The organism is Streptomyces sp. NPDC020996 (genome assembly GCF_040641355.1).
Classification (GTDB): domain Bacteria; phylum Actinomycetota; class Actinomycetes; order Streptomycetales; family Streptomycetaceae; genus Streptomyces.
Window position 1 is genome coordinate 1 of record NZ_JBFADM010000101.1, and the last position, 19,794, is coordinate 19,794.

The window sequence follows — 19,794 nt, forward strand, 5'->3', positions numbered from 1 at the left end:
GACCGGCCAGGGACAGCAGCGCACCGGCGGCCGGCTCACGTTCGACCTCCCCGGCTGGGGCGACTCCGGGCCCGACCACACCGGCCTCGGCGCACCGCGGTGCGTCGAGGGGCGGAAGCTGGACCGCCGTTCGCGGCCCAGGGTCGGGCCGACGGGCGTCGGTGGGGTCCCCGGGACGCAGGGCTGGCGACTGCGGGCCGGGCGGCAGCACGGCCCGCAGTCGGGCCGCCCGTCGAGCCCGCCTGACAGGCCGGCGGCAGGCCCACGCCCGACGCTCCGGCGCGCCCGGCCCGCGGGCATCGGCAGGGTCACCGGGGCGCCGTCCGGGGCGCCGGACCGGACGGCTGCGGGCCGGACACAGCACGACCCGCAGTCGGGCCGCCCGTCGAGCCCGCCTGACAGGCCGACGGCAGGCCCACGCCCGACGCTCCGGCGCGCCCGGCCCGCGGGCGTCGGTGGGGTGCCGTCCGGGGTGCCGGGTCGGTGGGTGTGGGCGGGCGGCGGCGCGCCCGGGGCTCCTTCTGACGCCGTGCGTCGTCAGCGGGCCGCGTCGGACAGGCGGAGCGGGTCGCCGGGCTGACGGCCGGGGGCCGGCCGGTGACCTAGGCCGGCGGGTGGCGCGGGCGGGCGGTCCGGCAGGAAGGCATGGGCCCGGCGGGCCAGGAAGTCGGGCTTGTAACGGTCTACGGAGCGGTGCCAGTTGAGGATGCCCGCCATCCAGTTCCGCAGGTCGGCCACATAGCCCTCCATCGCCTCGCGCCCCTCCTTCGACAGCGCGAAGTCGTCGTAGACGACCGGCAGTTCGTGCTGGACGACGTGCTGGAACTGCTGCATCCGCCGGGTCATCAGGTCGTGCACGACGCCGAGCGCGGTGGGGTAGTCGATGCCGAAGAAGTTCTGCACGACGAGGATCGCGTTGTGGATCTCACCCTCGTACTCGATCTCCTTCTGGTACGAGAAGACGTCGTTGAGCAGGCACGCGTAGTCGACGGCGGCGTTCTCCAGGGAGCGTACCGGTCCGCTGCGGTAGACCTCCGGCGCCACCGCGGGCCCGTGCCCGGCCCGGCACAGGCCGAGGGTCAGGTCGGCGCCGAAGGTGGCGCGGCGCATCTCCAGGTAGTCGACGGGGTCGGGGATGCGGTTCTGGAGCTGGTTGGACAGCTCCCACACCCAGCTCTCGGTCATCGTGTCGATGGCGTCCTTCAGGGAGCGCCGTGCGTCCGGGTCCATCCGGGCCGTGGTGCGGGCCCACAGGTCGAGGAGGCCGCGCTCCATGGCGTTGACGGGGACGACGGCCGCCTCGCCGTCGACGGGCATGCACGCCGACAGGCGCCGGGTGGTCAGCCGGGCGGCGGCCAGGTCGCGGCGGTGGCCGAAGACGAGGGGGTAGTAGTCGTCGCCGTAGGTTCCCCAGGCGAGCCACTGCGCGCTGAGGTCGAGGGCCTGCGGTGTGGCGTCCGGGTCGAGGCCGGCCGAGCACAGCGCCAGGTCGTAGGCGGCGAGCTTGTCCTCGTCCCAGACGCCTTCCTGGAGAATGCCCATGCGGCGCGTCCACTCCGTGAGGCGGGTGCGGGCGGCGGCCAGGTGCGGGCTGAGTTCGCACCGGAAGGGCATCGGGAAGTCGGGCAGCAGGGACGGGCCGACCTTCTGGAACGGCACGTACGTCCAGGCGCGCAGCCGTTCGGCGCCGGCCGCCGCGAGCAGGCCGCGGACATCGGCGGCCGAGGTGCCGGGGCCGGTGGGGGTCTGCCACGGGCGGGCGGTACGCGCGCGTTCGTTCATGTAGCGGCTGGAGCGCAGGTGCCATTCGTGGCCGCCGGACTGCCAGTCCTGGAGTCCGCGCGTGTACGCGGCGACGGCGGCGGTCTCGTCGGGGGTCAGGCCCCGGTCCAGGGCCAGCGCGGGCACTTCGGTCAGCGCCGTGTGCTCGAACTGCTGCATGCGGGAGGTGAGGATGTCGTTGACGATGTCGGCGGCCTGCTGGGTGGTGCAGCCGAAGAAGGTCTCCAGGACGAGCACGCCGTTGCTGTTCTCGCCCTCGTCCTCGACCTCGCGCTGGTAGGAGAACAGGTCGTTGCGCAGGTGCACGGCGTCGGCGAACGTCTCCGTCAGCACCCGCAGCGGCCGGGTGCCGGCCGCCGACGCGGGCACCTCGGCGGTCGCGTACTCCACGAGCCCCGCCGACCAGGGGGCGCCGCCGACCTTGCGGCGCATCTCGATGTACTCGACGGGGTTGGCGATCCGCCCCTCGTTGATGTTGGACAGCTCCCACAGCGATTCGTTGAGGAGGTGTTCGGTGGCCAGGGCGAAGCGCCGGCGCCAGTCCTCGGACATCGCCGGGACGGTACGGGCCCACAGGTCGGCGAGGCCCGCCTCGACCGGGTTCAGCGGTTCGGGAACCGGGGCGGACAGGTCCAGCGGCATGAACAGCGGCAGGCGGTCCAGGTAGGCCTTGCCGCCGGCGCGGTCCTGGGTGCGTTTGAAGGTCTCGAGGAAGTGGTCGTCGAAGAAGAAGACCCACACGTACCAATCGGTGATCAGGGACAGGGCGGGGCCGTCGCAGTCGGGATGGGTGCAGGCGCAGAGCAGGCCGTAGTCGTGGGCGTCGAGGTCGGACTGCTCCCAGATCCCGGAACCCTCCAGCATGCCCATCTCGCGCGCCCACGCGGTCGAGTGGGCGCGGGCCTCGTCGACGTGCGGGTTCAGCCGCGCGGGATACGGCATGTAGAAGTGCGGGAGTTCGAAGGGCTGCTGCGTCATGGCCGGGGCTCTACCCGTGGCCCTCCGGCGGCATCCGCGGGCCGGGGGACGACCACACCATCGCGTGAACCGGCACCGGAACCGCGGCGGAACGCGCGGACGCCTGGCCCGGCGCGGGACGCGCGGGACGCGCGGGACGTGCCGGGGGTTACGCGGGGGCGCGATGCGTCGGGGTCAGGGCCAGGTTCGGGGGCTGGGTCGGGGGCGGGGTCGGGGTCAGGCGCTTACCTGGATGAGGGCGTGCGTGCCGCCGGTGCGCCAGCGTTGTCCCTCGGCTCGCACCAGCGCGGTCTCCGTGGCGGCGTCGAGGCCGGTGATCACGTCCGACTTCAGGGTGCGCAGGGCGGCCACCGGGCCCGGGAACCCGGCGGTGACGTCACGGAAGGGCGTGGTCGGCGGCCACCGTCGGTCGCCCACCAGGCGGCGGTAGTTGAGGTCGCCCTTGACGACGGTGAGGTCGGCGCCGGAGAGTTCCGCGCGCAGGTCGGCGGGCATGTCGGCGAAGGGCAGGGGCGAGGCGGAGAAGGGGTGCGCGCGGACCGTGAGGCGGCCGTCTCCCATCGCCGACCACAGGGTGCGCCCGTAGGCGGCGGCCCGGCCCGTCGCCGCGGTCAGCCGGCGCAGGGCGTCCACCACGTCGGCGGGCGTGGCGTCGGAGACGTAGTACGGGTACGGCTTGACGTGCAGGACGGCCCGCTCGACGCGTCCCTGCCGCAGGAGGTGGGCGATCAGGAGCAGGTCGGGGACGAGTTCGCGGCCGGCGTTGTCGGCGACCAGGCACAGCGTGCCGCGCAGCAGCGGCCACAGCGACTCGCTGTCGTCGGCGACCAGGCCGGGCACGGGCTCCGCGGTGCCGTCGTGCGCGGAGAGGCGGAAGCCGAGGTCGGCGCGGTTGCCCCAGAGGGAACCGTGCAGCAGGGCCGCCTCCTGCTCCTCGGCGGACCGGCCGGCCAGGTCGTCCAGGGCGGCCAGTTCCTCGTCGGTCCGCGGGGAGTCGAGCTCGGCCCGCTTCAGCGGCCCGAAGGGGTCGATGCCCTGTCCGGGGCCGGGGCCGAAGTAGCCGACGGCTTCGAGGAGTTGACGGTAGAAGTAGCTCTCCGACCAGAGCCAGGGGATCTTGAACCAGGACCGGCCGGCGTACTCGCCCGCGCCCCAGGCCGTCCACAGGTCCCGGTCGTGGGCGTCGGCGGGCAGCGGTTCGAGCACGCCCTCGGTGCAGCTCGCGAGGAGCGCGTCCAGCGCGCGGAGTTGCGCGGGGCCGTACGGAGAGGCGTCCCGCACCTGCCGGATGATCGCGGGGTGCCGTTCGGCGAGCACGCTGTGCGGGAACGAGCCCGGCTCGTCGCCGAGGATCACGGGCGCGGACGGGGTGTCGGGCATGCGGCTCACCGTATCGCGCCGCTCACACCGGCCTGATCTCCCGCTCCAGCCGGGTGGCGAGGGTGAGGTACCGGGGCCGCCGCGGCACCGGGACCAGGCCGCGGATCATGACGTGCCACATCTCGGCCACCCGGCGCGGCTGGCGGGCGACCGGTTCGAGGGACCGGCCGACCACGCGCGCCCCGACGAACCAGCTGACGAGCGCGTGGGCGGCGGCCTCGACGTCGATGTCCTGGTGGACGTCGCCCTCCCTGGCGGCGCCGTTGAGCTTGCGGGCGGCGATGTCCCGCCACTCGGTGAAGGGGTGGGTCAGCGGAGGGCGGACCTCGACCTGTCCGGCGGCGAGCCGGAGGCCGGCCCGCGGGACCGGGTCCTCGACGGACAGGCGCGCGATGCCGAAGGTGATGCGGATCAGCGCCTCCAGCGAGGAGTGTCCACGGCCGTCCGTCTCGGCGACCACCTCACGCCAGGCCCTGGACTGCAGCTCCATGATGGCGTCGGCCAGGTCTTCCTTCGCCGCGAAGTGGAAGTACAGGGCGCCCTTGGTGACTTGGGCGTGCTCGACGATTTCGCTCAGACTGGTCGATTCGTAACCGTGACGGTCGAACAGGTCGGCGGCGGCCGTGATGATCGTCGCGCGGGTCTGCTCGGCGCGTAACTGCCTCGCCATCGACTGAACACTCCTGGGACGGAACTGAACACTCCTGGACGGGAAAGAACGGGTCATGCCGTTTGTTTCTCACTCGCCGTACACGATATCTCACGGTTCGGCGACTTCGACGGCGCACTCGAAGACCGTCGACTCCCCCTGTACCGCGCGGACCTGAAGGACCGTCCGCTCGTCGTCACGCACCTCCACCCATACGGGACGGTCCAGTTCAGCGTAGCGACGGAAGAACGCGTGGAACGACACGGGCGACCGGCGGCCCGCCGTGCACACCCGCGCGGCCTGACCGGCGGCCTCCAGGAGCAGCATGCCGGGAATGTGATCGAGGGGATGGTCGAAAAAAACAGGGTGGGCGGTATCTACGCGGAGCCGAAGCCGCCCGGCGGGGCCGGGCGGGGCGAGGACGACGTCCGCCGCCAGTGCGCGGCCCACCGCGGCCGGCGGCAGCGCGGGCGGCAGGGGCGCCGCGGGCACGGCGCCGGGGGTACGGCCGCCGCGCAGCCTGCGGTAGACGGACTCGCGGGTCCAGCTGACGTCCAGGTGCACGGTCGCGACACGCTCGTCGCCCAGCCGCACGTCCGCGACGCAGGTGAGCGCGGTGGGACGGCCGCCGCGATGCCGGAGCGGGGTGACGGTGACACCGATGACGGGTGCGGCGGGTGCGGCGGGTGCCGCCTCGACGGCCAGGCGTCCGGGGCGGGGGACGGCGACCCGCAGGCCGTGCAGCACGAAGCGGTCGTCGAGCGGGACGCCGTACTCGGCGTGGGCGAGCAGCGCTCCGCACTGGCGGACGGTCTCGGCGACGAGCAGCGGTTCGTACGCGGTCCGGTCGGGGGAGACGTACACCGGGTGGATTCGGGGCCACTGGGCGGACAGGGCGAACCGGTCGGCGCCGGTGCGCCGCCAGCCGGTGATCAGGGTCTCCGCGACGGCGGCGCGGTGAACCAGCCGGCACGGTACGGTCGTCGTCAACGGCCCTTCCAGACTCAGGAGTTGACCGGACTTCGGGGGGCTCGCCGGGTTCGGGTCGCCGGCATGCTGCCGCACTGGGGGCATGTCCCTCCCTCGGCTCTCCGCAAGGCATGACAGGCCGGACGGCCGGGGTCCGGCGTCCGTGGAACGCCAGAATACGAGCCGACCGGTTGGTTTTCAATGAGACGCAGGAGATCCACCGCTGCGTACGACCGCTCCTGTGCCTCCCGGGACGCCCGTCAACGGCTGAACGCGCCCGGCCGGTTGCCCGTACCTGACGGGAGCAGCCCGTTCCCGCGCCGCCGAGGAGACGTTCCGGATGCCCCGGATGACCGCCCACCGCACCGCCCTGGCAGCCGCCCTCCTGATCCCGTTCGCCCTGCCCCTGTGGGCGGCCGGACCCGCGCGGGCGCACGGCGCGCCGACCGACCCGGTCAGCCGGGCGTACGCCTGCTCCCCCGACGGCGGCGCCGATTCCCGCTCGGCGGCCTGCCGGGCCGCCGTCGCCGCGAACGGCGCCCCCTTCACCCTCTGGGACAACCTGCGCGTGGCGAACGTCGGCGGCCGGGACCGGCAGGTCATCCCGGACGGCCATCTGTGCAGCGGCGGCCTGGCCGCCTACAAGGGCCTCGACCTGGCCCGCTCCGACTGGCCGGCGACGAGCCTGACGCCCGGCGGGAGGCTGACGATGACGTACGCGTCCACGATCCCGCACACCGGCACCTTCAAGCTGTACCTCACCAGGCCGGGATACGACCCAGGCAAGCCGCTGACCTGGGCGGACCTGCCCGAGAAGCCGTTCGCCGAGGTGACGGACCCGGCCCTGACCAACGGGGCGTACCGCATCGGCGCGACGCTGCCGTCCGACCGGACGGGGCGCCATGTGCTGTACACGATCTGGCAGAACAGCAGCACGGCGGACACGTACTACTCGTGCTCGGACGTGGTGTTCCGGGCGGCGGGTACGGCCGCCGGCGGCGCGTCGCCCTCCCCGACGGGGCGGCGGGCAGCCGCGAGCGGCACGCCGACGCCGTCCGCGGACGGGCGCCGCGCGCAGGCGGAACCGGCACGGACGACGGCGGAGGCGGCGGTGACGCCGTCGGATCCCGACAGCGTTCCCGTCGCCTCCACCGCCACCGCCGCCGACTCGGGCCCGTCCGCGCCGATGATGGCGGGCGGCGCCGCCGCGGTGCTGGTGCTCACCGGCGGCGCCGCCCTGGCGCTGCGTCTGCGTCGACGCTGAAGTGCTACGCGCCGTCGACCGGTTGGGCTGGGTTGGACTGATCGAGCTGGTTGAGCCGCTTGAACTGGTCGAGCTGGGTGGTTGAGCTCGTTGAGCTGGTTGAGACGGCTGGGCTAGTTGACGAAGACCGCCGCGCCGTTGTCCGTCACCGGGGCGTACTTGGCGGTGAAGTAGCCGCTGCTGAAGCAGAGCGACGAGCCGGACGTCTTGGTGAACTGCTGGTTGGTGAAGGAGATGCTGTTGTCGGTGTTGCTCGCGGTGCCGGTGAGGCTCGGCGCCTGGTAGACGCAGGTGACGCTGCCCAGCAGGGTCCGCAGCTTGACCGTGGTCTGGATGGTGGAGCCGCTCGCCGGGCTGACCGTGACGACTCCGGCGGAGGTCACGGTGGCGTTGTAGGGCAGGTTGTCGACCGTGATGCTGTTGACCCCGAGCACACCGGTGACGTTGCTGGTGCAGCTGCTGCTGTCGAAGGTGTGCGCGGTGACCTTTTCGGTGGCCGTGCCCGGCGCGGCCGGGTTGGCGGTCACGGTCGCGGTGAACTGCGACGCCGTGCAGGTCACGCCGCTGGTGCCGCTGGCGCTGGAGTAGAGCGTGGCGGAGGTGCCGCTCGCCAGCGGCGCCGTCAGCACGTCGCCGACCGCGACGGCGGAGCCGCCGGCGGTGCCCGTGGTCAGGACGGAGCCGGCCGCCGAGGCGGGCACGGCCGCCGGGAGGGAGAGGGCCGCGACGGCTCCGACGAGGGTGAGGAGGGTGCGAGTGCGCATGGGTCAGTACCTCTTTCCGGTGGGGGCTGCGGGTTGGGGGTGCAGGCTTCCGGCGTGATGCGCGAGAGGGTGCGGGACGCGGATCGGCGCCCGCCGTTGCCGGCCCGTGACGCCTTCTCCGTACGTGACGGGCCGGGAACGGCGACCGGCCGGTGACCGGCCGGGGGCCTGGAAAGGGCCTCCGGCCGGGCCGGGCGGGAGAACCGGCCGGCACGGGACCAGGGGAAAGTGCGCCCGTGCTGAACCGTGATGGGGATCGGACGAAACTGCCCGTGCTGGACGGGTGGGGTCCGGGAGACGCGGACGATGCCGCGTGGCGGGATCCGGCGCCACGGATCCAGGGGAAGCCAGGGGAAGTTGTAGACCTGATGCTCAGTCAACGTCAATAGCTGGAACCGGAGTTGACCTTCTCTTAAGGTGTCTTAGAGGGGTCGCCCGACAGGCGCGGCGGGCGGGGAACGTCCAGGTGACACACAACCGACACCCTTTTTTTACAACTCCCTTGACCCTCGAATGTAACCGCGGGTAACTTCCTCGGAGGCTACTGCGGAGTACGTGAAAGCCCTTCCATCCACCGGGAGGTGGAGGAGCGGTGCGCCGCAGCCGCTGTCCGCGCCAGGACAACGCGCCGCTGATGCCCTACTCGCACTGACTATGCACACGGGAGCAGAAATGGCCTCGTCCTCGGACGTCACATCGTCCGCCGAGCACACCCCAGGGAACCCCGAGAGTTCCCTGCCCGATTCCGCGAGACGCGGGCGGGTCCGTCTGCGCCGCGCCGCGGTGATGGCGGTGCCTGCCGTCGCGGCCGTCGCCGGAATGGCGATCCTCACCGCCGAGGGAGCGCTCGGCGTGCAGTTCTCCATCTCCGGGATGCCCTTCACGGTGACCGCCACGGAGCTCGACGGCACCGGCTTCGAGCAGTTCGGCGCGCTCGACGAAATGGCCGAGGACAGCCCCAACGCGGGCGACACCGGCGGCCAGGTGCTGGTCGTCACGTCCGCGATCAAGAACGCGACGCTGACGAAGCTGTGCCAGAGCGTCGACCTCGGCGGCACCAACCTCCTCATCACCGCGGGCGGCGGGGCGTCGAAGGTGCAGGCGAGCGACCTCACCACCGACTCGACCGAGCTGTCCGGCGACGCCGCCTTCAACAACATCGAGATCGGCAACGACGCCAGCACGCTCACCAAGGCCGGGGTGAAGGGCCCGAAGGGCGTCTTCAGCCAGCAGGCCGACACCGTGCACATCGCGAACCTGCGGCAGACCAACTACGCGACCACAGCAGGCGTGTTCAAGCTTCCGGGCCTGAAAATGCGCTTCAGCGACACGGGTTGCTGATGTCGGCGGGCTCGGACGAAGGCATCGGCCCGGGGACGACGGCCGCCGACCTGGAGGCGGCCTTCGGCCCAAAGCGGCGTGCCCCTGCGAAGCCGGACACCGGACCGGAGCCGGCCGCGCGAGCGGAGTCGGCCGCCGGACCGGAGCCGACCGCGCGCCTGGAGCCGGTCGCCGGACCCGAGCCGGCCGCGGACCCAGGATCGGCGGCCGCCGGACCGGAGCAGGGTGTGCGGCGCGAACAGGACGCCGGACCGGTGTCCGGCGCCGGGGCGCGGCGGGGCGTGCGGGCGGCCTTCGGGCGCTGGCGGGCCGGCCGGCCGTTCTGGGGCGGACTGCTGCTCGCCCTGGGCGGGGCGGAGATCCTGCTCACCGAGAAGGCCTCGCTGAAGGTCGTCATGCACATCGGCATGCAGGGGCTGGCCGGCTACCTGCTGCCGGCCATGATGCTGCTGTGCGGTCTGCTGACCCTCTTCAGCCCCGCGCAGCGCCTGTTCTACTCGATCGTCGGTGTCCTCTGCTCGCTGGGCACCTGGGTGACCTCGAACCTGGGCGGCTTCTTCATCGGCCTGCTGCTCGGGCTCGTCGGCAGTTGCCTGGCCTTCGGCTGGCTGCCGGACCAGGAGCCGCGCCGCGTCAGCCGGCAGCGCCGGAGGGAGGCTCGGGCCGCGAAGGCCGTCCGGGTGTGAGCCCTCGGCGGCATCCCATCGGCGCACCGGCCGGTCCCCGTCACGGGGGCCGGCCGGTGCGCCGTAGCGGGGCCGGCCGGAGCGCCGTACCGGGAGCCGGCCGGAGCGCCGTAGCGGGGGCCGCAGCAGAGCCGTACCGGACGCCGTCACGACTGCCGTGGCGGAGGCCGTGGCGGAGGCCGTGGCGGAGGCCGTCGTGGGCCGCCACCCGGAGAGTTGATCACGATGCGGCAGCAACGACTCACTCCACGTGGCCGTTCACTTGACTACCGGCGGTCACACGCGATTGGCTCCGGGCCAGCGAGAATCACCCGGTCGGCGTACGGCGTTCGCATGCCGTCCGGGGGGTCTGTCGTCTCGCCGTTCCTCTTGCTCGGCCGCACAGCGAGGTGCCGCACCCTCATGAACACTGCTCCCCCGCCCGCCTCCCGCAGAACCGTCCGCGTCGTGGCCCTGGCCGCGGCCGTCCTCCTCGTGTCCGGCTGCTCCGCGTCGGGCGGGCGGTCGGACTCCGGCACGGACGCGGCCGGCCGGGCCGGCACCCGCCTCAAGGTCACCCTGATCACGCACGCGACCGACGGCGACACGTTCTGGGACCTGGTGCGCAAGGGCGCCGAGGCGGCGGCCGCCAAGGACGGCATCGAGCTGACGTACGCCAACGACCCGGACACGGCGGGACAGGCCGAACTGGTGCGGAACGCCGTCCGCGACAAGGCCGACGGCATCGCCGTGACCCTCGCCAAGCCGCAGGCGATGAAGGACCCGGTCGCCCGGGCCAGAAGCGCCGGCATCCCCGTGGTCGGCCTCAACTCCGGCATCGACGCCTGGCAGTCGGAGGGGCTGCTGGAGTACTTCGGGCAGGACGAGAGCGTCGCGGGCCGCGCCGTCGGCGACAAACTGGACGACCTGAAGGCCCGGCACGCCCTGTGCGTCATCCACGAGCGGGGCAACGTGGCCCTCGAGGCGCGCTGCGCCGGCGTGAAGAAGACCTTCGGCGGGCAGACCGAGATGCTCTACGTCGAGGGCGACGACCACAAGGCGGTCGCCGCCGCGATCACGACCCGGCTGCGGCAGGACCCGACCATCGACGAAGTGGTGGCCAACGGCGCGCAGTTCGCGCTGACCGCGGTCAAGTCGGTCGATCAGGCGGGCAGCAGGGCCCGCGTCGCCACCTTCGACCTGAACAAGGACCTGGTGAAGGCCGTCCAGGACGGTGACGTGCAGTTCGCCGTGGACCAGCAGCCCTACCTGCAGGGCTACCTCGCCGTGGACGCGCTGTGGCTGTACCGGACCAACGGCAACGTCAGCGGCGGCGGGGTCGCCCCCGTGCTCACCGGGCCGGCGTTCGTGACGAAGGCGAACGTGGCCTCCGTCGCGAGGTTCGCCGCGGGCGGGACCCGCTGACGGACGCTTCGTCCCCGGATGCCCGGATGCCGGGGAAGATTTCGGTGACGCGCGCCACGTCCGGTCAATTGTGCGGATAGCATCCTGCACACCCCTTGTGCCGTACCGGACACGCAGCCACCCCCGCGCTCGTCCCTTCCCTGATCCGCCCCCGATCCGCCCCCGATCCGCCTCCGATCCGCCTCCGATCCGTCCCCGCTCAGTCCCCGTTCCCTCCCCTCCACTCCCCGATCCGTCCGCGTTTCCCTCCCGCTCACCTCCTGCTGATCGCCTAGGACGACGATGTCTCCACGGACAGGTGCCCGGCGCCGTCTCGGCTCCATACGCCTCTCGCTGATCCTGTTGGCGCTGGTGCCCGGCGTCACGCTCGCCGCCGTGTGGGGCGTGACGACGACGCAGATGTTCGCCGAGGGGCTGCGGCTGCGCGGGCAGACCGAGCTGAGCCGCTCGACCGGCATCATGGGTACCGACGCGACGCTCGCGCTGCAGAAGGAACGCAGCCTGTCCGCCGCGTGGCTGGCCTCGCCGCACGGCTCGCGGGCCGCCCTGGACGCGCAGCGCGCGGAGACGGACCGGGCGGTCGCCAAGCTGGTCGGCCAGTCCGATGCCATCAACCGGGCCCCCGTACGCATCGCCGACCGGCTGTACTCGGTCGTCGGCTCGGTCGGCAGCCTCGAGTACTACCGGGGCCAGGTGGACAACCCGACCGACATCACCGCCCAGCAGGCGCTGGACCAGTACGGCTCGATCATCGACGAGCAGATCCACGCCTACCAGGAGCTCTCCCAGGTCGACGACGGCGACCTCACCTCCCAGGCCGGACCGCTGGTCGCCCTCGAACACGCGGCGGAACTCGTCTCGAGGGAGAACGCCCAACTCACCCTGGCCTGGCCGTCCGGGTACCTCGACGAGAAGGCCTGGAGCGACTTCTCCGAGCTGGTCGGCACGCGCCGCTGGCTCGTGAAGGACCAGATCGTCCCGCAGTTGCGCGGCAGCGCGAAGACGCAGACCGAGCGGGTCCTGCAGAGCCCCGAGTGGCAGGCACTCCAGGACATCGAGGACCAGGTGCTCGCGGCCGGACCCGTGGCCGACGGCGGCAGGGTCGCGCTGCCGGACGCGCGACGGCAGTGGGCCACCGCCCTGACGAAGGTCGGCGACGCGTACGCGCGGATGATCCGGTCCCAGACGTCCGGCCTGCTCGACCGCAGCACCGACAAGGCGCGCAGCCTGCTGCTGACCGCCGCCTCGCTGAGCGCGGGCGGACTGATCGCCCTGCTGCTGTGCGTCGGCATGTCCTGGCGGATCACCCGTTCCCTGTCCCGGCGGCTGCGGGGCCTGCGGGAGGCCACCCTGAGCCTCGCCGAACAGCGGCTGCCGGACGTGGTCGCCCGCCTCGACCGGGGCGAGAAGGTCGACGTCGATCTCGCGACCCCGCCGCTGGACTACGGCCGCGACGAACTCGGCCAGGTGGCACAGGCGTTCAACACCGCGCAGCGCACGGCGGTGCACACCGCCGTGGAACTCGCCGACATCCGGCGCGGCTTCCAGAAGGTGATCCTGGGCATCGCCCGGCAGAGCCAGAACCTGGTCAACCTGCAGCTCACCAAGCTGGACGCGCTGGAGCGCGAGCACACCGACCCGGACGTCCTCAAGGGCCTGTACGAACTTGACTCCACCGCCAGCCAGTTGCGCCGGTACGAGGAGAACCTGGTCATCATCAGCGGCGAGCAGCCGCGCCGCAGCTGGCAGGAGCCGGTCGCGCTGATCGACATCCTGCGCAGCGCCGTCGGCGAGGTCGCCGAGTACCGGCGGGTGGAGGTGCACACCGACGAGGACGTGTACCTGGCGCCGCCCGCGGTGGCCGACGTGATCCACCTGCTGGCCGAACTGATCGAGAACGCGACCCTCTACTCGCCCGCGCCGAGCCCGGTCGGGGTGCGGGCCGCGATGGTGGCCAAGGGTCTCGCCGTGGAGATCGAGGACCGCGGGCTCGGCATGTCGCAGGAGGAATACGTCGCGCTCAACGCCCAGTTGGGCGTGGAGCCGCAGTTCGACGTGGTCGCCCTGGCCGACGACCTCAGACTCGGCATGTTCGTGATCGCGCGGCTGGCCACCCGGCACGGCATCGCCGTCACGCTGCGCCCGTCGCCGTACGGCGGGACGACGGCGATCGTGCTGCTGCCGCACGAGATCGTCGTACGGGAGACCGCGCGGGACGCGGAGTCGGCGGATGCCACGGTTGCCGCGGGTGTCATGGATGCAGCGGGTGTCACGGAGGCAGCGGCTGCCATGGATGCCGCGGGTGGCACGGATGCCGCGGATGGCGTGAGTTCCGCCGGGCCGGAGCAGGCGGCGCGGCCCGCTGGACCTGCCCCGGCGGACCGGCACGCGGCCGCGGCCGTGGAGGCCCGGCCTCGGCCGGCGCTCGCGACCCGGCTGCGGGGCTCCGCCGACGACGGCGAGCACTCCCGCGCGAGGGAGAACGGGCGCGTGGGCCGGGCCGGTCACACCGAACCCGCCGACGCCGGACACCCGCAGCCGGAGGACGCCGGCCGTCCGGGACGTGACCGTCGGCGCGGCCGTCCGGCCCCGCTGCCCCGCCGTATCCCGCAGACCAGCCTCGCCGCCGAGCTCCGCGAGGACGTCGTGCCGTCCCCGGAAGTCGACGACGACGAGGACGAGTTCACCGCGGAACGTGCCGCCTCCTCGCTCGCCGGGTTCCAGCGCGGCACGCTGCGGGCCCGCGACGACGGCGCCGAGCCGCCGAGCGACCCGGAGCCGCACACCGCCTCCCCTGCCGCCGACGGCTCTCCCGCCGACCCCGAGCCCTCGACCCCGCCCGCCGACAGCTGACGAAGGACATCGCCATGACACGCCCCACGCCCGCCACCCACACCCAGCTCGACCAGCTGCTGACCGGACTCGTGGACCGGGTCGCCGAGGTGAACCACGCCGTCGTGCTCTCCGAGGACGGCCTGGTCGTCAGCAAGTCGACCGGGTTCCTGCGGGACGACGCCGAACGCCTGGCGGCGACGGCATCCGGTCTGATGAGCCTCAGCAAGGGCGTCAGCATGGACTTCCGCGGCGGCCCGGTGCGCCAGGCGCTGATCGAGATGGCCAACAGCTACCTGATCCTGACCTCCGCCGGGCCGGGCGCCCACCTCGTCGTGCTCACCAGCGCGGGCGCGGACGTCGGCGTGGTCGCGTACCAGATGAACATGCTGGTGAAGAAGATCGGCGAGCACCTCAGTGCCGCGCCGCGGGCCGGTATCGGCCCCGCCGCCGGCTCCGGCGCGTGAGGTGGGCGGAGGCGATACGGCGGGCCGGCTCGTACGGCCGTTCGCCCTGACGGGCGGACGGACCCGGCCCAGCCGCGCCGACTTCACGCTCATCACGACGGTGACCGCGGTGGACCCGCCGCCGACCTGGGCCACCCGGCCGCAGCCCGAGCACCAGCGCATCCTGCGCCTGTGCGCCGAGCCGGTCGCCGTAGCGGAGATCGCCGCCCTGCTGGACCTCCCGGTGAGCGTGATCGTCATCATGCTCGACGATCTGCTGGAGGCAGGCTGGATCACCGTCCGCCCGCCGCGTTCCGTCACCCGTACACCACCCGACCTGGACCTGTTGCAGAAAGTGAGGGAGGGCCTTGGCCGACTCTGACACCGTCACCCGGGCGGCACCCGACACGGTCAAGATCCTGATCGCCGGTGGCTTCGGCGTCGGCAAGACCACCATGGTCGGGTCGGTCAGCGAGATCGCCCCGCTGCGCACCGAGGAACCGCTGACCGCGGCCGGGCTGGGCGTCGACGACCTCGACGGCATCGAACGGAAGAAGGCCACCACGGTGGCCCTGGACTTCGGCCGGATCACCATCGGCGACGACCTCGTGCTGTACCTGTTCGGGACGCCCGGCCAGCAGCGGTTCTGGTTCATGTGGAACGACCTCGCCGTGGGCGCCCTCGGCGGCGTCGTCCTGATCGACGTGCGCCGCCCGCAGACGAGCTTCGCCGCGCTGGACTTCTTCGAACGCCGGGGCATCCCCTTCGTCGTCGGCGTCAACGGCTTCTACGGCGACCACCCCTACGCGCCCGAGGAGATCCGCGAGGCGCTGGCGCTGCCGGCTCACGTCCAGGTGGTGCTGTGCGACGCCCGCGACCGGGCGTCGAGCCGGGACGTCCTGATCGCCCTGCTCGACCAGCTGATCGCCGCGGCGTCCGGCCCGGACGGCGACGGACGGCTGGCCCACCCGGTGGGCTGACCCGGCAGCCCGGCCGGCCCCGCCCGGAGCGGGCGGCGGGCGCGCCGGCCGCCCGCGCGGCCGGCTCACCACCCGAACGCCCGCACGAGTCCGCCGCGCGGTCGCGGTGCGGTCGCGGTGCGGTGGGCTCAGAGGCGGGCGAGGGCCGGGAGGAGGGCCGTCGCCGTCGTCACGTCCGCGGTCAGGGGGCGGTCGTCGGCGCCGGACGGCAGGGCCCGGGCCGCCACGGTGAAGGCGTCGGCCGGCGGCGGAGCGGGGTGCATCCGCAACGCCCGCACGGCGACGACGAGTTCGCAGGCCAGGACGGTGGCGTAGGCGTCCACCGCGCGCAGCGCCCGGCGGGCGGCCTGGGAGGCGAAGCCCGCGGCCTCCTCAAGCCTGTACGACAGCACGGCGTGCCCCGCCGACGCGGGCATGGCGCAGGAACGCAGCTCCGCCGGCGCCGAGTCGGCGGTGTACTCCAGGATCACCGTGCCGGAGCTGCCCACCGGGCCGGAGGCGAGACAGGCGGTCAGGCCGGTCAGGCCCCTCAGGCCGGTCAGGCCGGTCGGCGTCAGTCCAGGCCGACCGACTTCAGCCAGGCCTTGGCGACGTCCAGCGGGTCCTTGTTGTCGAGCTGGACCTGGGAGTCGAGGTCCAGCAGGGCCTTGGTGTCGAGCTTGGCCGAGACCGCGTTGAGCGCGTCCACGCCCTTCTGGGGAAGCCCGCTCCTGTAGACGAGCGGCTGCACGTTCTCGAACCCGAAGAGGTTCTCCGGGTCCTGGAGGACCACGAACTTCTCCTTCTGGATGGTCGGGTCCGTGGTGAACACGTCCGCCGCCTGCACGGTGTTCTTCTTCAGCGCCGCCTGCGTCAGCGGGCCGCCCGCGTCCAGCGCCTTGAAGGACTTGAACTCCAGGCCGTACACCGACTTCAGGCCGACCAGGCCCTGCTGGCGGGTCTGGAACTCGGGCGAGCCGCCGAGGGTCAGGTCCTTCGCGACGTCCTTGAGGTCCGCGATGCTGGACTCGGAGGTCAGCTTGTACTTGTCCGCGGTGGCCTTGTTGATGGTGACCGAGTCCTTGTCCTGGGCGGACGCCGGCTCCAGCAGCGTCAGCTTGGGGTCGAGCTTGGTCTCGATGGCGGCGGTGGTGGCCTCGACGGTCTTCGGTGCGGCCTTGGGGTCGAGGTAGGCGAGGAGGGCGCCGTTGTACTCCGGCAGCACCGTGACGGAGCCGTTCTTGAGCAGTCCGTACGTCGTCTCGCGGCTGCCGATGTTGGCCTTGTAGGTGACCTTGATGCCCTTGGCCTTCAGGGCCTCGCCGTAGATGTCGGCGATCAGGATGCTCTCGGCGAAGTTGTTGGAGCCGACGACGACGGTCTTGCCGTCCGAGGCGCCTTCCTTCAGCGGGTCGGACTTGTCTTCGGAGGACGAGGAACATCCAGCCAGCAGGACCGAGGTGGCGGCGAGTGCGACGGCGGTCGCGGGATGCATCCTGAAGGACCTGCTGCGATGGGCGTTGGAAGTCACGATTCCCGTTCCGGACTTGGGGGTTGGGTGGGAAGAACGAGCTGTGGTACTGATCCAATCCAGCCCGTTCTCTCCCAGTCAAGTGCCGCACGGTCACCAATCGGCGTCGATGAGTGAGCGGTTGTGAAGGCCGGGTGAACGGGCTCACACGGAAGCGGAGGCGCGTTGTAACTGATTTTTGACGCAGTGCGACGCCCGTGATCGTCCGAAGAGAGTAGTCTCACCGCCGTCGGCGTCGGTCACGGTGGTTTACGTGGGCCGCTTCCGTGCCTTCACGCACCATTCGCATCATCAGAATCGGTCACGCGCCGCTCCTCGCGCGAGTGAGTTCTTCCCTGAAGGAGGCCAGGTGTCCACGAACGAGGTGGACGCGACCGCCCGGCCCGCCCCGTTACCGCGCACCGGCGGCTCACGGAGGTTCGCCGACCGGTGGCCGTTCCGGCGCAAGCTCAACCTCTTGGTCGGCATTCCGCTCGCCATGGTCGCCGCGCTGCTCGCCCACCTCTTCGCCGAACAGGTGGACACGTCGCAGGACGCCGCGGACGCCGCCCGCCTGGTGCGGGACAGCGCGCAAGTGGCCGAGCTGGTCGACCGGGTGGAGGCCGAGCACCAGCAGGCCATCCTGCTCTCCGTCCGCTTCGAGGCCACCGGCGCGGGCCGTACGCCGTCCACGGCCGGCTACCGCGCGGCGCAGAAGGCCGTCGACGCCCAGGTCGAGAAGGTGTCCGACACCTTCGGCGACCGGCTGCCGGAGACCGAGGCGCAGGCCCTGCGGGAGGTCCTGGGCCTGGGCAGCCTGCGGGCCACCGTGGAGCAGGGCTACCTGCCCGCCAACAACATCGACCCGGCGTACACCAACGCCGCCAAGGGGCTGATCGACGGCCTCGGGCTGGACCGCAACGCGGCGCTGGCGGCCACCTTCACCGGCAACCTGCTCGACTCGCTGCTGCGCGCCGCCGGCGCCCACAGCGCCTTCGAGACGAGCGTGCTCTCCGCCCGTACCGGGGACACCAACGCGCTCATCGAGTACAACAGCGCGGTCGCCTCCTACGCCCTGTACACCGCCCAGGCCGACCGCTTCGCCCGGTTCGCCACCGATGCGCAGGCCGACGAGCTGGGCGGCATCGAGCACAACACCGCCCAGGCGTCGATCATCCAGCACTACGCGGAACTGCAGCTGGACCCGGGCGGCCTGCAGGCGACGACGCCCGCGCAGGTACGCCGGGCCTTCAGCGCGGCGCTCGCCGCCTACCCCGTCTACCACGAGCAGTCCCGGACCCGGCTGAAGATCACCGCCTCCCTGATCGACCAGATAGCCGACCGTGCGGAGGACGCCTCCGACGACGCCTCGTGGCGCGCGGGCCTGCTGCTGAACCTCGGTTTCCTCGGCTTCACCGTCTGGATCGCCTTCTCCGTCCTGGTGCGCCGCTCGGTGGTCCGGCCGGTGCTGGCGCTGACCGGCGCCGCCCGGGAGGTCGCCGACGTGGCCGGGCGCGAACTGGCCCGGGTGGCCGACGACGACGCCGAGGACGCGGGCCCGCCGAAGCTGCGCGAGATGCCGGTCACCGCTCGCGACGAGATCGGCGAACTGGCCGAGGTGTTCAACCGCGTGCAGACCACCGCCGTCGCGCTGCTGGAACGTCAGGTGCTCAGCCGCCGCAACGTCGCCGAGATGTTCGGCAACGTCGGCCGCCGCGTGAGCAACCTGACCACCCGTCAGCTGGCGCTGATCGACGCGGTGGAGCGCGGCGAGACCGACCCCGCCCTGCTCGAACGCCTGTACTCCATCGACCACATCGCCGTGCGTCTGCGCCGCAACGCCGACAGTCTGATGCTGCTCGCCGGCATCCGGGAGACGGTCCTGGACTCCGGGCCCACCGAGCTCACCAACGTGGTGCGGGCCGCGCTCGGCCAGATCGAGGGCTTCCAGCGGGTGCGGCTGCGGGCCCGGACCGAGGCCATGGTGGAGCCCGACCTCATCGGCGACCTGACGCTGATGCTGGCCGAACTCCTGGAGAACGCCGTGTCGTTCTCGCCCGCCGGCCGCCCGGTGGAGGTGCACGTGCGGGATTCCTCCGGCGAGGATCCGGCCGGCGCGTCGATCGTGATCTCCGACCACGGCCTCGGCATGAGCGCCGAGCGGCTCGCCGAGGAGAACGCCCGGCTCGTCCGCCGCGAACGCCTGGACGTGATGCCGACCAAGGTGCTCGGCCTGTTCGTGGTCGGCACGCTGGCCCGCCGCTGGGGCGTCGGAGTGCTGCTGTCCCGCACGCCGGGCGGCGGCGTCACGGCCGAGGTCACGGTCCCCTCGTCGCTGCTGCTGACGATGAGCCCGTTGGCGGCGGATGCCTCCGGCGGCCGCACCGGACCGGCACTGCCGCCGACCGGGGGGCAGCCCGCCCCGTCGGCGGAGACCTCCGGGCCGCGGCACACCCCGTCGGCGGAGACCTCCGGCACGCACACCCCGTCGGCAGAGGCGTCCGGCACGCACACCCCGTCGGCAGAGGCGTCCGGCACGCACACCCCGTCGGCAGAGGCGTCCGGCACGCACACCCCGTCGGCGGAGGCGTCCGGGCACCGGCCCGCCGCCGTCGAGAGTGTCCGGCCGGCCGCCGCCTCGGCGGAAACCGACAACGCCGGGCAACCCGAACCGCTCCCACGCCGCCTGCCCCGTCGCGAGCCGGCCGATGCAGCCGGGACGGCAGGACCGGCCAGGACGGCCGGGACGGCCGGGACGGCCGGGACGGCCGGGACGGCCGGGACGGCCGGGACGGCCGGGACGGCCGGGACGGCCGGGACGGCCGGGACG

16 protein-coding genes are annotated in these 19,794 nt (G+C 72.7%); 9 read left to right on the plus strand and 7 right to left on the minus strand.

Features of this window, described 5'->3' with window-relative positions; genetic code table 11:
- Nucleotides 1–537 precede the first annotated feature (537 nt).
- From cyc2 to AB0G63_RS37240, 4 genes are all read right to left on the minus strand, one after another.
- Nucleotides 538–2,760 carry a germacradienol/geosmin synthase Cyc2 gene (gene cyc2, locus AB0G63_RS37225; protein ID WP_360759704.1) on the minus strand — a complete coding sequence of 741 codons (2,223 nt, stop codon included), beginning with the start codon at nucleotides 2,758–2,760 and terminating at the stop codon, nucleotides 538–540.
- A gap of 216 nt (nucleotides 2,761–2,976) precedes the next feature.
- Nucleotides 2,977–4,140 carry a damage-control phosphatase ARMT1 family protein gene (locus tag AB0G63_RS37230; protein WP_360759707.1) on the minus strand — a complete coding sequence of 388 codons (1,164 nt, stop codon included), beginning with the start codon at nucleotides 4,138–4,140 and terminating at the stop codon, nucleotides 2,977–2,979.
- A 22-nt stretch (nucleotides 4,141–4,162) separates the two neighbouring features.
- Nucleotides 4,163–4,810 (minus strand): ScbR family autoregulator-binding transcription factor, encoded by a 648-nt coding sequence (locus tag AB0G63_RS37235; protein ID WP_360759710.1) that lies wholly within the window; start codon nucleotides 4,808–4,810, stop codon nucleotides 4,163–4,165.
- Between the two features lie 90 nt (nucleotides 4,811–4,900).
- Nucleotides 4,901–5,779, minus strand: coding sequence for a ScbA/BarX family gamma-butyrolactone biosynthesis protein (locus AB0G63_RS37240; RefSeq protein WP_360759713.1), 879 nt, complete (start codon nucleotides 5,777–5,779; stop codon nucleotides 4,901–4,903).
- 319 nt (nucleotides 5,780–6,098) lie between these two features.
- Between AB0G63_RS37240 and AB0G63_RS37245 the strand changes: the two genes are divergently transcribed.
- A complete protein-coding gene (locus AB0G63_RS37245; protein ID WP_360759714.1) occupies nucleotides 6,099–7,022 on the plus strand; it encodes a lytic polysaccharide monooxygenase in 924 nt (307 codons plus the stop codon).
- Nucleotides 7,023–7,135: 113 nt separating this feature from the next.
- Here AB0G63_RS37245 and AB0G63_RS37250 read toward each other — a convergent pair whose 3' ends face one another.
- Nucleotides 7,136–7,786 carry a Tat pathway signal sequence domain protein gene (locus AB0G63_RS37250; RefSeq protein ID WP_360759716.1) on the minus strand — a complete coding sequence of 217 codons (651 nt, stop codon included), beginning with the start codon at nucleotides 7,784–7,786 and terminating at the stop codon, nucleotides 7,136–7,138.
- 672 nt (nucleotides 7,787–8,458) lie between these two features.
- On the opposite strand from AB0G63_RS37250, the gene AB0G63_RS37255 reads away from it, so the two are divergent.
- From AB0G63_RS37255 to AB0G63_RS37285, 7 genes are all read left to right on the plus strand, one after another.
- A complete protein-coding gene (locus AB0G63_RS37255; protein ID WP_360759719.1) occupies nucleotides 8,459–9,127 on the plus strand; it encodes a DUF6230 family protein in 669 nt (222 codons plus the stop codon).
- Nucleotides 9,128–9,381: 254 nt separating this feature from the next.
- Nucleotides 9,382–9,813, plus strand: a complete 432-nt coding sequence (locus AB0G63_RS37260; RefSeq protein WP_360759742.1) for a DUF6114 domain-containing protein — start codon at nucleotides 9,382–9,384, stop codon at nucleotides 9,811–9,813.
- A 402-nt stretch (nucleotides 9,814–10,215) separates the two neighbouring features.
- Nucleotides 10,216–11,217 (plus strand): substrate-binding domain-containing protein, encoded by a 1,002-nt coding sequence (locus tag AB0G63_RS37265; RefSeq protein ID WP_360759722.1) that lies wholly within the window; start codon nucleotides 10,216–10,218, stop codon nucleotides 11,215–11,217.
- A 282-nt stretch (nucleotides 11,218–11,499) separates the two neighbouring features.
- On the plus strand, nucleotides 11,500–14,070 hold the full coding sequence (locus tag AB0G63_RS37270; protein WP_360759725.1) for a nitrate- and nitrite sensing domain-containing protein: 2,571 nt from the start codon (nucleotides 11,500–11,502) through the stop codon (nucleotides 14,068–14,070).
- 14 nt (nucleotides 14,071–14,084) lie between these two features.
- Nucleotides 14,085–14,516 carry a roadblock/LC7 domain-containing protein gene (locus AB0G63_RS37275; protein ID WP_360759728.1) on the plus strand — a complete coding sequence of 144 codons (432 nt, stop codon included), beginning with the start codon at nucleotides 14,085–14,087 and terminating at the stop codon, nucleotides 14,514–14,516.
- A gap of 1 nt (nucleotide 14,517) precedes the next feature.
- On the plus strand, nucleotides 14,518–14,877 hold the full coding sequence (locus AB0G63_RS37280) for a DUF742 domain-containing protein (protein ID WP_360759731.1): 360 nt from the start codon (nucleotides 14,518–14,520) through the stop codon (nucleotides 14,875–14,877).
- Nucleotides 14,864–15,475: an ATP/GTP-binding protein gene (locus AB0G63_RS37285; RefSeq protein ID WP_360759734.1), complete on the plus strand. Its 612-nt coding sequence runs from the start codon at nucleotides 14,864–14,866 to the stop codon at nucleotides 15,473–15,475. The genes AB0G63_RS37280 and AB0G63_RS37285 overlap by 14 nt, the downstream gene beginning before the upstream one ends.
- A gap of 128 nt (nucleotides 15,476–15,603) precedes the next feature.
- On the opposite strand, the gene AB0G63_RS37290 is transcribed toward AB0G63_RS37285, so the two are convergent.
- Nucleotides 15,604–16,056 (minus strand): aromatic amino acid lyase, encoded by a 453-nt coding sequence (locus tag AB0G63_RS37290; RefSeq protein WP_360759745.1) that lies wholly within the window; start codon nucleotides 16,054–16,056, stop codon nucleotides 15,604–15,606.
- Complete coding sequence (locus AB0G63_RS37295) at nucleotides 16,029–16,949, minus strand: ABC transporter substrate-binding protein (RefSeq protein WP_360759736.1); 921 nt, start codon at nucleotides 16,947–16,949, stop codon at nucleotides 16,029–16,031. Before AB0G63_RS37295 ends, AB0G63_RS37290 begins: the two co-directional genes overlap by 28 nt.
- 385 nt (nucleotides 16,950–17,334) lie before the next feature.
- Between AB0G63_RS37295 and AB0G63_RS37300 the strand changes: the two genes are divergently transcribed.
- On the plus strand, nucleotides 17,335–19,794 hold a 2,460-nt coding region (locus AB0G63_RS37300), incomplete at its 3' end, for an ATP-binding protein (RefSeq protein WP_360759739.1).

Bases quoted from the DNA above. Each gene is read 5' to 3' on its own strand.
- AB0G63_RS37250 (WP_360759716.1), bottom strand. From the start codon at position 7,786: ATGCGCACTCGCACCCTCCTCACCCTCGTCGGAGCCGTCGCGGCCCTC.
- AB0G63_RS37235 (WP_360759710.1), bottom strand. From the start codon at position 4,810: ATGGCGAGGCAGTTACGCGCCGAGCAGACCCGCGCGACGATCATCACG.
- AB0G63_RS37230 (WP_360759707.1), bottom strand. From the start codon at position 4,140: ATGCCCGACACCCCGTCCGCGCCCGTGATCCTCGGCGACGAGCCGGGC.
- AB0G63_RS37245 (WP_360759714.1), top strand. From the start codon at position 6,099: ATGCCCCGGATGACCGCCCACCGCACCGCCCTGGCAGCCGCCCTCCTG.
- AB0G63_RS37275 (WP_360759728.1), top strand. From the start codon at position 14,085: ATGACACGCCCCACGCCCGCCACCCACACCCAGCTCGACCAGCTGCTG.
- AB0G63_RS37270 (WP_360759725.1), top strand. From the start codon at position 11,500: ATGTCTCCACGGACAGGTGCCCGGCGCCGTCTCGGCTCCATACGCCTC.
- AB0G63_RS37255 (WP_360759719.1), top strand. From the start codon at position 8,459: ATGGCCTCGTCCTCGGACGTCACATCGTCCGCCGAGCACACCCCAGGG.
- cyc2 (WP_360759704.1), bottom strand. From the start codon at position 2,760: ATGACGCAGCAGCCCTTCGAACTCCCGCACTTCTACATGCCGTATCCC.
- AB0G63_RS37295 (WP_360759736.1), bottom strand. From the start codon at position 16,949: ATGCATCCCGCGACCGCCGTCGCACTCGCCGCCACCTCGGTCCTGCTG.
- AB0G63_RS37265 (WP_360759722.1), top strand. From the start codon at position 10,216: ATGAACACTGCTCCCCCGCCCGCCTCCCGCAGAACCGTCCGCGTCGTG.